Annotated in this window: 10 protein-coding genes, 1 tRNA gene and 1 other RNA gene; 5 read left to right on the top strand and 7 right to left on the bottom strand. The window is 57.4% G+C overall.

Annotation, left to right across the window (positions count from 1 at the left end):
* Window positions 1–11: 11 nt before the first annotated feature.
* From ADM64_RS02815 to ADM64_RS02825, 3 genes are all read right to left on the bottom strand, one after another.
* Window positions 12–992, bottom strand: a complete 981-nt coding sequence (locus ADM64_RS02815; protein WP_049193065.1) for a cation diffusion facilitator family transporter — start codon at window positions 990–992, stop codon at window positions 12–14.
* 20 nt (window positions 993–1,012) lie between these two features.
* Window positions 1,013–1,780: an alpha/beta hydrolase family protein gene (locus tag ADM64_RS02820; RefSeq protein ID WP_049193066.1), complete on the bottom strand. Its 768-nt coding sequence runs from the start codon at window positions 1,778–1,780 to the stop codon at window positions 1,013–1,015.
* Window positions 1,781–1,943: 163 nt separating this feature from the next.
* Entirely contained in the window at window positions 1,944–3,587 is a 1,644-nt protein-coding gene (locus tag ADM64_RS02825; RefSeq protein ID WP_080985600.1) for an AbgT family transporter, read from the bottom strand.
* Window positions 3,588–3,765: 178 nt separating this feature from the next.
* Between ADM64_RS02825 and smpB the strand changes: the two genes are divergently transcribed.
* The gene (gene smpB, locus ADM64_RS02830; RefSeq protein WP_038626299.1) at window positions 3,766–4,269 is read left to right on the top strand and encodes an SsrA-binding protein SmpB; all 504 of its coding nucleotides are present in this window, start codon (window positions 3,766–3,768) and stop codon (window positions 4,267–4,269) included.
* 28 nt (window positions 4,270–4,297) lie between these two features.
* Here the strand turns inward: smpB and ADM64_RS02835 are convergent, their stop codons facing one another.
* Window positions 4,298–4,693 carry a DUF3887 domain-containing protein gene (locus ADM64_RS02835; RefSeq protein WP_160313711.1) on the bottom strand — a complete coding sequence of 132 codons (396 nt, stop codon included), beginning with the start codon at window positions 4,691–4,693 and terminating at the stop codon, window positions 4,298–4,300.
* A 359-nt stretch (window positions 4,694–5,052) separates the two neighbouring features.
* On the opposite strand from ADM64_RS02835, the gene ssrA reads away from it, so the two are divergent.
* Window positions 5,053–5,437, top strand: a transfer-messenger RNA (tmRNA) gene (ssrA, locus tag ADM64_RS10670).
* A gap of 125 nt (window positions 5,438–5,562) precedes the next feature.
* The gene (locus tag ADM64_RS02840) at window positions 5,563–7,275 is read left to right on the top strand and encodes a heavy metal translocating P-type ATPase (RefSeq protein ID WP_224784262.1); all 1,713 of its coding nucleotides are present in this window, start codon (window positions 5,563–5,565) and stop codon (window positions 7,273–7,275) included.
* Window positions 7,276–7,380: 105 nt separating this feature from the next.
* Here ADM64_RS02840 and ADM64_RS02845 read toward each other — a convergent pair whose 3' ends face one another.
* On the bottom strand, window positions 7,381–8,220 hold the full coding sequence (locus ADM64_RS02845; protein WP_049193069.1) for a GDSL-type esterase/lipase family protein: 840 nt from the start codon (window positions 8,218–8,220) through the stop codon (window positions 7,381–7,383).
* 262 nt (window positions 8,221–8,482) lie between these two features.
* Complete coding sequence (locus ADM64_RS02850; RefSeq protein ID WP_016423245.1) at window positions 8,483–9,064, bottom strand: PPA1309 family protein; 582 nt, start codon at window positions 9,062–9,064, stop codon at window positions 8,483–8,485.
* 151 nt (window positions 9,065–9,215) lie between these two features.
* Between ADM64_RS02850 and ADM64_RS02855 the strand changes: the two genes are divergently transcribed.
* Both ADM64_RS02855 and ADM64_RS02860 read left to right on the top strand, forming a co-directional pair.
* Window positions 9,216–12,203 (top strand): UPF0182 family protein, encoded by a 2,988-nt coding sequence (locus ADM64_RS02855; protein WP_049189694.1) that lies wholly within the window; start codon window positions 9,216–9,218, stop codon window positions 12,201–12,203.
* A 184-nt stretch (window positions 12,204–12,387) separates the two neighbouring features.
* Window positions 12,388–12,461 (top strand) — tRNA-Met (locus ADM64_RS02860).
* Window positions 12,462–12,590: 129 nt separating this feature from the next.
* Here the strand turns inward: ADM64_RS02860 and ADM64_RS02865 are convergent.
* Window positions 12,591–13,781, bottom strand: coding sequence for an IS1249 family transposase (locus ADM64_RS02865; RefSeq protein WP_162838042.1), 1,191 nt, complete (start codon window positions 13,779–13,781; stop codon window positions 12,591–12,593).
* Window positions 13,782–13,932 lie beyond the last annotated feature (151 nt).

Here is a 13,932-nt window from a genome sequence, read left to right on the forward strand (position 1 = left end):
AGCCGAACATTTTAGGTATGAGCCGGGTACTCGTGGTCAGCGTGCCCGGTTCTTTCAATTTGCACCGTGGCGTGTTCAATCCCGTGGACGTCGTGAAGCAGTGCCTGCGCGCGGTCGAGCAATGCGTGCTCGTCGCCGTTGGGGAGCGTGTCGCAGCGCACGAGATGGACAGATGCCAGTAGGTCGCTGCCGTTGAGGGACCAGACGTGGAGATCGTGGACATCGACCACTCCGTCCAAGTCAGACAGGTCAGCAGTGATTCTCTCAGTGTCGACGCCCTTCGGGGTGTACTCCAGCAACACGTGGAGACAGTCGCGCACCAGAACGGCGGCTCGGGGGACGATGAAGAGCGCAATCACGATAGAGACCACCGAGTCGATGGCAGTCCAGCCGGTGTATGCGATAGCGATAGCGGAGATAATGACGGCGACCGAACCAGCGGCGTCGACAAGCACGTGCAGATACGCGCCGCGGACGTTGACGCTTTCCTTGGCAGCGCCGGCGAGCAGAAACGCCGCAATCACATTGGTGAGCAGGCCGATGACTGCGATGATGAGCATCGACGTGGTTTGAATCTCAGATTGTTCTGGGGAGCCAAAACGCCGGATTGCGCCCCAGAGAATCACAGCGGCAATGATGAAAACTGTCAGACCGTTGATAAGAGCAGTCAGAACCTCAACACGACGGTACCCGTACGTCGCGCGGTGATTCGCACCGCGCTGGGCGATAGCCAAACCGGCAACTGCCATAAGCAGGCCCGCGGAGTCCGTCACCATATGGCCGGCATCTGCCAGCAACGCCAGCGAACCCGAAACCAAGCCACCGATGAGCTCGGCGAGAAATACGACAAGAGTCAGACCCGCAGCCACGAGCAGGCGACGGGCAGGAGTATTCGCGGGGTCAAAATGAGCGTGGTCATGACCGTGACCGTGTGAATGACCGTGTGAGTGACCGTGGCCGTGCGAGTGGCCAGAGTGTTCAGTCGTGTCCATAACCCCTAATGGTAACAGGGTTATTCAGCCTCCGGAAGATAGCTATCCGCCCACGCATAAATCAGGTCAGCAGCGCGCGCGGCGGACTTAGCGCGAGTGAGCAAGTGGTCCGCGCGATCCAAGCTCATCAGAGATTTTGGATAGCGAGATACCTGGAAAATCTTCTGGGCGCTATCGATACCAACAGTCTGGTCGGTCGGGGAATGCAGAATAAGCAGCGGCTTGCGCAGCTGGCTGAGATAAACCTCCGGGTTGTAGTCCGCCAACACTTCCAAGAACTCACGGGAGATGGGAATGCCACGACCTTCAATCTGCAGAACCTGCGTGCCGTGCTCATCGACCGTCGAAATGTCACCGGCGATGCGCACAATCGAGTGTGCCGGATCGAAGGGTGCACCGATTGTCGCAACCGCCTTGACCTTCGGCATATCGTGGCCGGCGTTCAGCGCCGCTGCACCACCGAGCGAGTGCCCAATCAGTAGCGCGGGGGCCTCAAATTCTGCCTCCATGAACTCGTAGGCGGCCTTAAGATCATCGATGTTGGTCTGGAACGTCGTCTCACCGAAATCACCAGTGGACTGCCCGAGGCCAGTGAAGTCGAACCGGAATGCCGCAATGCCCTTCTTCGCCAGCGCCTTACAGGTGCGTGACGCGCCGGGCACCATCCGATTACACGTGAAGCAATGACCAAATAGCGCCCACGCGCGTGGCTGACCGTCCGGCAAATCAATTGATGCAGCCAGAGTCTCGCCGGTCGATCCCGTAAATTTTAGGTGCTTTGTTGGCATAGGTTATATCCGCGTCTCAGTGTGTGCTCAATGTGTGTACGTTTTCGCTTTACGACGCCCATTGTGGTGGCGACCGTACGCAATATTAAGCCCGGGTGCCACAAATAAGTGAGGGATTGGGCGAAAAATTCGACCAATCCCTCAATCTCCTAGTGGCTGTGAGTTAACGCACCGGAACCCCTGGCCCCAGCGGAATGCCCGCGAGGTACCACACGACAAAGAATAGGAACCAGCCCACCATCATGCACAGCGAGTACGGGATGGCCAGCGACATCAGCGTGCCGACACCCGCAGGCTTGTAGTACTTCTGCAGGAAAGTCAGCGCCAGCGCGAAGTACGGAGACATCGGTGTAATGATGTTGGTCGGGGAGTCACCAATACGGAATAGCTGCTGGGAGACCTCTGGGGAGACGTTGACGTACATCAGCATCGGCACAACGACCGGCGCCATCAGAGCCCACTGTGCGGAGCCCGAGGTAATCAGCAGGTTGAGAACAGCCACCATCAGGACGAAGGCAGCAAAGAGCAACAGCGGCGGCAGATCCGCCTTGGTCAGGAATTCGGAGCCCTTGATAGCGGTCCACTGACCGATATTGGACCACTTGAAGTAGGCCGTGAACTGCGAGACGGCGAAGAAGAGCACCATCATTGTGGTCAGTGTACCCAGGCCACGTTCCATGAAGGCGGGCACGTCTGCAGAGGAGGTGATGGTTTTGGCACCGATGCCGTACGCAATGCCGACCACTGCGAAGAAGACGGCAATGGACACCACGACGTCGGTAAGCAGCACGGAATTCAAGATGCCGTCGCCTTCGCCGCGCAGAGGCGAACCCGGGATGAACAGGGCAGCGAACCAAAGCGCCAGGAAGATGACAGCGGCGATGTTGCCGTAGCGGAGGCCACGTCGTTCGGCATCGTTGAGGATTAGCTTGTCGCGGCCATTGCTGGAGCTGCTAGATGCGGTGTTCCGCTCCTCCTTCTTGGCGTTTTCCTCGGCAGCTTCCTCCGAAGCGCCCGGTTTGGTGAATTCCGCGGCATCGTGGTCAATGTGGTCGTCGTGGACGGTCTTCTCCACGTGCTTGGTAATAAACAGTTCAGTAACGGCGGTAATAATCAGAGCCAGCACAATGGACGAAGCCATGGTGAAGAAGTAGTTGGCCAGAGGTGAAACCACGTATTCCGGATCCACGAAGTGCGCCGCATGCGTGGAGATACCCGCCAGCAGTACATCGGTGATGTTGAGCACCAGCGACGAATTGAACCCGGCTGACGAGGCGGCAAAGGCGACCATCGCACCGACAATGGGGTTACGACCAACTGCGGCGAATGAGGCGGCACCCAGCGGAATGAGAATCACGTAGACGGCATCAGAAGCGATCGAACCAGTCACGCCGGCCAGTGCAACAATGAATGTCAGCAGGACAGGGGAGTGCACCTTGGAAATTGCCGCGCGGATTGCCGAGCCGATGTAACCGGAGTACTCCGCAATTGCGACACCGAGCATGCACACCAGAATCAGGCCAACTGGTGCGAAGTCCGTGAAGTTCGTTACCGCCTCAGAAACCATCTTTTGCAGGTACTCTGCGGTAGCAAGGCTTTCCACCTCGATGATGTCACCCGACGCGGGATCCTTGGCCTGCATACCCGCAGCCTCACCGAGCCACGAAGAAACGATGACTACACCGGCAAGAATCACGAATAGCCAAAATGGATTTGGCAGTGCGTTGCCGATACGTTCCAGTGTTGCTAGGAACCCCTTTGGCTTCGGTGGCGCTTTGTCCGGTTCCAACGTTTTTGACTGTCCCATATATATAAATCCCTCTGTGTTAGACGTTGGTAAAAGGTTAGGGGAAAGTAAGTTGCGTCACAACGTAAAAGGCCAGAGGCATATGTATGTCGGGTGCGAGCAGGCGCATAAGGGAAAGCTAAGGGAATAGCTAGGGAATAGCTGTAGTGCACCTTCTTCGACTAGAGTTAATCAGGTTATGGGCAAGAAGAAGTCGAAGAAAGAAAAGGTCAGCGCCAACAACGCGGTGGTGGCCACCAATCGTCGTGCCCGCCATGACTACAACATTCTGGACACCTACGAATGCGGTGTCGTTCTCGTGGGCACTGAGGTCAAGGCGCTGCGCGAGGGCAAAGCATCGCTTAACGACGCCTTCGCGACCATCGACGACGGCGAAGTGTGGCTCCGCGGGCTGCATATCCCGGAGTACTCCTACGGTTCGTGGACTAATCACTCACCGCGTCGCTCGCGCAAGCTGTTGTTGCACCGCAAGGAGATTGACACCCTGTGGGGCAAGGTCCGCGATGGCAACAACACGCTTGTACCCCTGAAGCTGTATTTCACCGACGGCCGCTTGAAGGTCGAGCTCGCACTCGCCCGCGGTAAGCAGGATTATGACAAGCGCCAGGACATCAAGCGCCGCACGGAGGAGCGCGAAGCTACTCGTGCGCTGGGCCGTCGTGTGAAGGGCATCAAGGGGTAGAAGAGGTCTTCATTAGAAGAAACCCTTTTTAGAAGGGGAACTCAGTCGCATCGACTGGGAGGATGAGTAGGCCAATGACGTTTTCGTGACGGTCAAAGGCAACTCGAGCCATCCATTCGCCAGCCTCATGTTTGAGGGTGGTGATGACGAGACTTGTGCCGAGAATCTTCGACAGGAGTTTCTGCGAGGTCGGTTCCTTAGTCCTGGTTCCCCCGAGGCTGGTGACTTGGGTGTCGTCGAAAGATTCGAACGCCCCAGTCTCGGCGAGAACATCTTCCCAGACAGAGTAGATAGTGGACCAGGGGAGATCCTTCCGGAGCTTTGGGGAAATCATGCTTACGGTTTCTGCTTCTTCGCCGTTGATGATGTGGCGAAGGAATTTTTCGCCGAGCTCGGCGATATGTGTAGTTTTTGTGGCAGTCATCAATTCTCCTGAAACGGGGTTTTGGACACTTCCGAACCGCTTGAATGCCGCTTGCCGGGAGATATTGAGTGCATTTCCAATCTCTGCCCATGAATGGCCCGCTGCGCGAGCCTGCGCCACGGCATCTTCAAGTTCTTGTTCGGCAATGTTCGTTGCTTGCAGTCGGTGACGGATTGTCGTCAATGGATCCATGACTGCAGTCAACCATTGGTTGACGCCAGTGTCAATCCGGGGTTGACATTCGGGTGGGGGGGGGGCGGAGCCTTGCGGCGAAGCTTGTTGACTTTTCCCGTCGTAAAGCGTTATTCTTGAACATCCTTTGAGCGCAACGCACTTTCCCGTGCTCGAAGGCATTGTATGGGGCTGACATGGTTTCGACACCGTACAGTGAGCCAGGGGAAGCGTGCCGGTGCAGGCTAGAGACCACCGTTTAAGCGTCGTAGCAACTGATTAAGCGCCGAGAACACTCAGCGCGACTACGCTCTCGCTGCCTAATTAAGCGACTAGCGTGTCTGTCAGACCGGGCTTGCCCTTTGGTCCGGACCCTGGCATCGACTTAAAAGGGCTCGCCCGATGGGTGCGCCGTAAGGCTCATCGGGGATCTTCTTACTTGCGGCTGGGCCCGTCATTCGGACATGTTTGCCTGAGCCGAAGGGTCGAGTAGAGGCGATCGTGCGAACTGCGCACGGAGAAGCCCTGGCGAGTTGGCGGTGGACCCGAGTTCAATTCTCGGCAGCTCCACAGATTAAAATCCCCGGTCATTACGGCCGGGGATTTTGCTTTTTATATTTTTTATGTCGTGTAGTCGCTTTTCCCATCATGTTGCGACTGTTTTTGTTGGATTTGTCATTATTTTGACAGCATTCGACATGGCAAAGCAGGTAATGCGTGGAGAATTCGGGTTAGATATTCTTGCTGTTATTGCAATGGTTGCGACCCTTGCGGTGGGGGAGTATATCGCGGCATCGATTATTGCTCTAATGCTCACCGGCGGTGAGGCATTGGAAAACTACGCGGCCTACCGCGCAAAGCGGGATTTGCGCAGTCTTCTCGACCGCGCACCGCATATGGCGCGTCGTCTGCCGTCGCTGGATGCGACGCCGGATGATGCGGAGGAAATCCTCATTGAGGATGTCGCAAAAGGCGACTACCTGCTGGTACGCCCGTCGGAGGTCGTTCCGGTTGACGGAGTGACTTTTGATAAAACGTCGGTCGACGAGTCTTCGCTGACAGGTGAGGCAGGGGCTGTACATAAGAATGTCGGGGGCACGATTCTGTCAGGTTCCGTCAACGGAACACAGGCAGTTCGCATTCAAGCATCCAAGTCGGCAGCCGATTCTCAGTACCAGAAGATTATTGCGCTGGTGCGTCAGGCGGAGGATCAGCAGGCACCAATTGTGCGTGTGGCGGATCGCTACGCGGTGCCGTTTACAGTAGTTTCACTGCTCATCGCAGCTGTGGCATGGAGTGTCAGCGGCGACCCCGTGCGCTTCGCTGAGGTACTCGTTTTGGCGACCCCGTGCCCGTTGCTAATCGGTGCTCCGGTGGCATTTCTCGGTGGTATGAGTCGTGCATCCAATGCCGGCGTGATTGTTAAGGGCGGTGCCGTCCTAGAGAGCCTTGCTGCTGCTAAGTCAATCGCCTTCGATAAGACCGGCACGCTGACCTACGGCCGACCAACAGTCGCCGAGGTCCACACGGAAGGCATCGATCGTGACCAGGTGCTCGCTTACGCTGCGGCAGCCGAGCAGTTCTCCACGCACGTCCTGGCCGACAGTATTATTCAGGCCGCCGAAGGGCTGGAACTCCCAGTGGCCGAAGATGGTATGGAAGTAGATGCTGAAGGTGTGGAGGCCACGGTAGCTGGGGTGAAGGTGCGCGTCGGCACGCTGGACTTTATTCGTCGGGTAGCGCCGGAAGTCAGGGAAATTGCCTTCCGTCATGGGCAGACGGCGGCGTACGTCACCATCGACAATAAGTACGCCGGCGCGCTAATCCTGGATGACCAGCCACGCACAAATGCAGCGGAGCTAGTTAGTGCGCTCCAGCACCACGGCTTTGAACGGACTGTGGTGCTCACCGGTGACAATGCCAATACCGCGCATGCAATTGCAGGTCAGGTGGGTATTTCCGAATACCATGCTTCGCTGCTGCCGCAGGATAAGGTACGCCTGTTGAAGGAGATGGAGCCGCACCCGGTCATCATGGTGGGCGACGGAATCAATGATGCCCCGGTGCTCGCAGCTGCTGGCGTCGGTATTGCCATGGGCGCGCGCGGTGACACGGAAGCCTCCGAGGCCGCAGATGTGGTCATCACTCGCGACGATATCTCGCGAGTGGCACGAGCTATCGATATTGGACGCTGGACACTGACCGTAGCCAAGACAGCCATTTGGATTGGTATCGTGCTTTCCGTTGCGCTGATGCTTGTTGCGGCATTCGGCTACATCCCAGCAGTGGTCGGTGCACTACTGCAGGAGGTTATCGACCTAGCAACAATTCTCTACGCCCTCCGCGCGCTGAAGGGAAGAGAACGCATTAAGGTCACTGCAGAAGCGGACGTGGCGGAAGCGAAAGTGTAAAAACTGGAGCCCGCAGCGCAAGGGAAAGCAAAACCCTCGACCACACTTTTCAAAGCGGGGTCGAGGGTTTTACGCTCTATAACGCCTGAGCGACGTTGAGAAGTCTTAGAAAGTGCTCTTGTAGACGTTGGCGATGGTGGTGCCAGTAACTGCCGAGCCGTGGAAAGTCGGGTGGTTGGTCATGTTGTAGGAAGCAACATCGGTATCCAGGATTGCGGAGACCTGACGCTCACCGTCCGGACCACACATTGCGACGTCGATGTGGGTAACTTCCTTCATGTTGACGAAACCAATGCCGGATTCAGCGGCAGCGCGCTGCTGACGGTTCTGCAGAGCCATCTCAAAGTGGTGCATACCGGCAGCCGGAATGTGCGGTGCAAAACCTGCGGCGTTAACCGGGCAAGCGTAGTGAGTCGGGTCATTAGAGGTGAAAGCCGGGTAACCAATCAGCATGACGCGAGCAGTTGGGTTAGCGGCCTTGATCTTCTCCACAGCGGCCACAACGTTGGTGGTGTACAGGTCATCCTGAACCGGCATTGGCAGCACAGCGCCCTGCATCGCGTCATTGGCGCCAACGTAGATGGTTACTAGCTGGGTAGCCGGGCCGAGGGAGCCCTGAGCGATGGCGTTGTCAACCTGGCCCATCAGGGACTTCTGCGGCTGAGTCGGCATGAAAGCGGTAGTGCCGTTGCAGGAGTAGTCGTGCAGTTCAAGACCAGTCTCACGAGCAACGTGAGAGCCGATGTTCGAGACCGAAATCGGGCAGCCACCACGGCCCGGTACGGCTGGATCGGACTGACCCGGGTTAGCAGCGAAGGAATCGCCGAAGGCAACGTAGTTACCAGTAGGAAGAGCGTTGGCAACACCACCGGTCAGGAGGGAGGCTGCCAGCGCAGAAGCTGCAGCTGCCGAGGCTGCTGCACGGCGAACAACGTTGTTCTTCATAATTAAAAACCTCTTAGTTGAAAACCTATAGAAGGAAAAACTCGCGCTACACTCGCGATTTCTTCGCCACAGACCGTCCCTGGAAGAACCAAGTCCGACAGAACCAAGTCCGACAGAACCCTGAGCGGATACTTAGAGACGCGCCTTTATCACTTTGTTATACAACTAGGTTCTAAGTCCGATGTCAACCGGAATCAGCTAGTTATATGTATATTCGGCGCTTTCAATACCTCTTTTTGTCTCTTATCGCTGGTAGGTGGATTTATGAGGCGCTTCCGAACGTGGAATACAACGCAGCGATGACACCATCGGCTACCCCAGAACCATCTTTTAGCTCAATCTCATCTTCAGCAAAGGGCCCACGCTCATCCAGTTCCGCCTCTGTGGGGCGAGGTTGGATCAGTGTTAGGTGTGGACCTTCGCTGATAACACCACTGAAAAGACGTGCCTGGCGAGCCGCCTCACCATCCGCCTGTGCCCGCACCTCGTCCAGGGATGCACCCTCAAAGCTGTCCGCCTGCTCCGGAGCGATGACCATTATTTCCTGCGCTAACACGGCACCGACGACACCTGCCGGCCACGATGTCCGAGCGATAAAGTCCGCCAACTCAGGGCTACCGCCTTCAATTCCCTCGGGGAGGGGTTCCTGCGCAACGACAGTCAATGGGGCGCTGTCAATCAGCTCGTCGGCAAGCACGTCGGCAAGCGCGGCGGTGGGGACGAGGGCGAAGAGGCTCGGAGCGCGGTCCCAACCTTCGGTGTGGACGTATTCGACAGCTTCGCGCACGGCGCGATTGAGTGCCTGCTGGCTGAGATGAGTCTGAGTGCCGTTGTTTTCGCTCATGACGCTTGACGACGCCCCTTTCCTGGCAACGCTGTATTAACAGCATCCTTAGTCAAATGTTAGGAACTTTATTTAGAGTAGATGACAGATAAGCGTACGACCGACTTACCAGCTCGCTGGCAAGTCAAGCTCAACTCGAACAGGAGAGACGTTGTCTCTAAACCAGACTCGACCGAGACGATCGGCGGGTGGCCGACCGGGGTGGCTGGCAATTACCGTGTTGGTGATTGCCGCGCTGACCTTTGTTATTCCAATCGCCGTCAATTTTTATACGGACTTTCAGTGGTTCGGTGAAGTGGGGTATCGAGGGGTATTCGCCACCACGTGGCTCACTCGTATCGTCCTGTTTATCACTGTAGGCCTGATAACGGGCGCACTGACATTTCTATCTATGTGGCTGGCGTGGCGCTCGCGGCCCGTCGACCTCGGACTGACGGATCCACGCAGCCCGCAGGCAGTGTACCGACGGATGGCTGAATCCGGTTCGAAGTCGATGTTCACCACGCTGCCCGTTGTATTCGGCGTACTCGGTGGCCTTGTGGGGCAGGGTAATTGGCAGACGGTGCAGCTGTTCTTAAATCGGCAGTCCTTCGGTGAGACTGACCCGCAGTACGGCAAGGACTTGGGCTTCTATGCATTCCAGTTGCCGCTGTGGTCGTACATCATTTCGACGCTGGTTGTCCTGGTAGTTATTGCGTTCCTGCTGTCGCTGGTGACGCATTACTTCCTTGGTGGCATCCGCCCAGGTAACCCGACTACAGGGGAGAAGACCCGCGTTTCCAATGCGGCTCGTGCGCAGTTGGCGTGCTGGGCCGGTGTTTTCATGCTGCTCAAGGCTGTGTCTTACTGGCTGGACCGCTATGAGCTGCTGAATAACAAGCAGAAGACCTTCACCGGTGGTTCCTACACCGATATCAATGCGCTGCTGCCGGCGAAGATTACGCTGCTGGTCATCGCAATCGTCGTGGCCGCTGCATTCTTCGCGGCCATTTTCCTGCGCAATCTTTCGATCCCGGCGTTTGCCACCGTGCTGATGTTGGTTTCCGCAGGTCTGATTGGCGTGGCCTGGCCGATGGCAGTTGAGCAGTTCTCAGTTAACCCGAACCGCGCTTCCAAGGAACGCGAATACATTGCGCGCAATATTGAATCGACGCGCTACCACTACGGGCTTACTGACGACAAGGTGAAGGTTGAGCGCGACTGGGGTGTTCCGGCTGAAAAGGAAGGCGATAAGGAAGCCGCGAAGGAAGGTGCGGACTCGATTTCCCGCGATGCTGCGACGCTGGCCAATATCCGAATCCTGGATCCGGAAGTGCTGCCACGTACCTTCACGCAGCAGCGCCAGCTGAAGAACTTCTATGGTTTCTCCGATCCGCTTGCCATTGACCGCTACCAGATCGATGGTGCGTCCCGTGACTTCATCGTCGCTGCTCGTGAACTGAACCCGCAGACGCTGCAGGGTAACCAGACTGACTGGATTAACCGTCACACGGTCTACACCCACGGCAATGGTTTCGTTGCTGCGCCGGCTAATAAGGTCGACGAGGTTGCCTCCGAGTCCGGTTCCGCCCGCGGCGGTTACCCGCTGTATACCGTGGCTGACCTGTTCGAGTCCGAGGACCCGAACGGCATGAACCTGAACCTGAAGCAGCCGCGTATCTACTACGGCCCGGTTATCGCCAACAGCGATGCCGACTATGCGATTGTTGGCGGTAACGGTGACGGCAAGGACTATGAGTACGATGCCGACGGCCGTAACTTCACCTACGACGGTGAGGGCGGTGTTGGCGTAGGCGGGCTTGCCAGCCGCATGATTTTCGCCACCCGTTACCAGGAACTCAACATCCTGCTGTCCGACCGCATTGGGCCGGACTCCAAGATCATCTACAACCGCGATCCGCGTGACCGTGTTCAGAAGGTCGCCCCGTGGCTGACCACTGACACCAAGACCTATCCGGCTGTAGTCGATGGCCGTATGAAGTGGATCGTCGACGGCTACACCACGCTGGCCAAGATGCCGTACTCCCAGCGCATGAGCCTCCAGGAAACCACACAGGACTCCATTAACCCGGATGGCACTCCACGCCCGCTGCCGAACAGCGAGGTCAGCTACATCCGCAACTCGGTCAAGGCGACCGTCGATGCCTACGATGGCACCGTTGAGCTCTACGAGTTCGATGAGAAGGATCCGGTGCTCAAGGCCTGGGAGGGTGTCTTCCCGGATGTGGTGAAGCCAAAGTCGGAGATTTCCGAGGAGCTGCAGGAGCACCTGCGCTACCCGGAGGACTTGTTTAAGGTTCAGCGTGAGCTGATGGCCAAGTACCACGTCAGCGATCCGGGCGTGTTCTTCGCCAATGACTCCTTCTGGTCCGTCCCGTCCGATCCGACCGCGCCGGAAGAGCAGAACCTCTCCCAGCCGCCGTACTACGTTGTCGCTTCCGATCCGAAGACCGGAAAGCCGAGCTTCCAGCTGATTTCCGCCTTCCGCGGTCTGGAGCGCGAGTTCCTCGCCGCCCAGATGAGCGCTTCCTCCGATCCGGAGACGTACGGTCAAATCACCATCCGTGCCCTGCCGACCAACACCCAGACCATGGGTCCACGGCAGGCGCAGGACACGATGATGTCCGCAGATGAGGTCGCCCAGGACCGTACTCTGCTCGAGGGCACGAACGTGGTCACCAACGGTAACCTGCTGACGCTGCCGGTCGGCGATGGCGAGATTCTCTACGTCGAACCGGTCTACACCCAGCGCAAGGGCCAGGAGACCGCATTCCCGAAGCTGCTGCGTATTCTCGTCGCTTACCGCGGTCAGGTGGGCTATGGCGCCACGGTCACTGAGGCTCTGAGTCAGGTCGGTATCGATGCTTCCGCCGCGACCAAGGTCCGCGGTGAGGAAGAGACTGAGGAGCAGTCGGCGGATAAGGACAAGGATGCCGCCGACGCTGAGTCCGACGACGAGGCACCGAAGGAAGAGCGCAAGGTTGATGTCGCCGCGCGTGACGACGCCGCTCGCCGTATCTCCGACGCACTGCAAAAGCTTAACGACGCTCAGAAGAACGGTGACTACGCGGCACAGGGCCAGGCACTTGCCGAGCTCGACCGCGCTGCCGCTGACTACCAGAAGGCCAACGGCCAGTAAGACGTGCAACGAGTAGTTAACCGAGAATCATAGGTTTCTATGGTCCGAAGACTCCCTAGGTTGTAGCGAAATTGGCTATGACCTGGGGATTGGTCTTTGTTGGGAGCGTCGTGCTACAGTTACTTCTCGTTGGTCAGAGAGACCAGCGCCCGCTGTGAGTGCTTGTAAAAGCCAGGACAGTTGACGCGGGGTGGAGCAGCTCGGTAGCTCGCTGGGCTCATAACCCAGAGGTCGTAGGTTCGAATCCTGCCCCCGCCACTAAGAAGAGACCCCTACCGGTGCAACGCCGGTAGGGGTCTTCTTTATTCTGGGGCCAAATCACCGTTTTTGGGTTAAGTAGCAAAAAGTGTGTCCGCTCGGCGTGTTGCGGGGCGGGCACACCGTTTGTTACTTCATGGGGCCTTTTCTGATTCCTATCGAGTGTTCGTACTCGGTTGGGATAGCGTTGTCGTAGAAGGCTGGTCGGCCTGTTTCATGGTCGGCTTTGTTGTGGTCTTCTTCGACAAGATCGTTGACTTTGGCGAGTTGATCTTGGCCGAAATTGCACTGCCTGGCGATCTTTAATGGGTCGTCAGGCAGTTGCGTTTTCGAGTGCAGGTACCACTCGAGCATTTTTCGTTGGCGTTCCCCGGACCTGCCGCGATGCGCGTCGGCGATGCGTTTGAGCCCGGCGTTGATGCCGCCTTCCAGACTGTTTGTCGTTGAAGCCCAGCGTTGAGGCTCAAGCGCATTCGGTGGTGGCTGCAGGTAGGTAAACAGCCATCCTTTCCGTGAGAGGTGCAGCAGGGAGTTGTATGCCTTGCGAACTCGCAGATGGGTCCATTCCCACTGGTTGTTGAGTGTGCGGCGCTCTTTTGACACGGGCGTTTTCTCGTTGAGGAATGCTTTGAATACCTGTCCGAAGTCGTGCAGACGCAGCGTCCACTCCCGTGCCTGGTCGAGTGTGGTGATACGGGTCAGTTTCAACGCCAGGGCGTAGATGGCTTTGCCGGCGTCGGTGCGTGGTCGTGATGTGGTGTAGCGGCGGATGACGCGTTGCGCATGGACGAGGCATCGTTGGATTATCGCGTTCGGCCAGCAGGCTTTAATCGCAGTAAGTGCGCCTTGTCCGCCGTCGAGGACGACGCAGAGCGGCTCAGCGATTTTGCGGAGTAGCTGCGTGTAGGCGTGGGCGGTTTCGTGTTTGGTCCAGTGCCATGCGATGACGTGGTCGTGGCTGGCTGCGACGAGCAAGCATCCGGCGGCGGTGTAGGTACCGTCGATGAAGATCTGGTCGTAGATGCGCTGTGGGTCACCGTCGTTGGGGATGTCGATGAGCCAGAACGGTTTGAATCGGCGGTCAAGTGTCCAACGGCTTACCCCTTGTTGCTGGGCGAGTTCAGACAACGTTGCTGTGGAGGTGGCATAAGAGACGAAGGCTTTAAAGTCGCGGGTCTGCGTGCGGTCGGTGCGGGTTCGTGTCGTGGAACTGCCGCAGTTCGGGTCCTTGCATCGCCACCTGGTTGTGCCTTTAGAAGTGGTTCCGTTTTTCTTCATTTGCCCAGCGCATATCGGGCATCGTGGTCTGTTTTTACTCACCCGGAAAGCACACCAACCCCCGATTAGCACATGCGGGTGCCATTCCGGTGGATTGAACACTAATCGGGCGGATATAAGGTCTTGATGCTTATATCCGCCCGATTTACCCAGCCTAATCAGCAGTAATGCTGAAAGTCAGACACACTTTTTG

This window comes from Corynebacterium sp. 401_CJEI (genome assembly GCF_001076435.1).
Lineage (GTDB): Bacteria > Actinomycetota > Actinomycetes > Mycobacteriales > Mycobacteriaceae > Corynebacterium > Corynebacterium jeikeium_D.

Coding starts and splice junctions, on each gene's coding strand:
- ADM64_RS02815 (WP_049193065.1), bottom strand. CDS start 992: ATGGACACGACTGAACACTCTGGCCACTCGCACGGCCACGGTCACTCA.
- ADM64_RS02820 (WP_049193066.1), bottom strand. CDS start 1,780: ATGCCAACAAAGCACCTAAAATTTACGGGATCGACCGGCGAGACTCTG.
- ADM64_RS02825 (WP_080985600.1), bottom strand. CDS start 3,587: ATGGGACAGTCAAAAACGTTGGAACCGGACAAAGCGCCACCGAAGCCA.
- smpB (WP_038626299.1), top strand. CDS start 3,766: ATGGGCAAGAAGAAGTCGAAGAAAGAAAAGGTCAGCGCCAACAACGCG.
- ADM64_RS02835 (WP_160313711.1), bottom strand. CDS start 4,693: ATGACTGCCACAAAAACTACACATATCGCCGAGCTCGGCGAAAAATTC.
- ADM64_RS02840 (WP_224784262.1), top strand. CDS start 5,563: ATGGCAAAGCAGGTAATGCGTGGAGAATTCGGGTTAGATATTCTTGCT.
- ADM64_RS02845 (WP_049193069.1), bottom strand. CDS start 8,220: ATGAAGAACAACGTTGTTCGCCGTGCAGCAGCCTCGGCAGCTGCAGCT.
- ADM64_RS02850 (WP_016423245.1), bottom strand. CDS start 9,064: ATGAGCGAAAACAACGGCACTCAGACTCATCTCAGCCAGCAGGCACTC.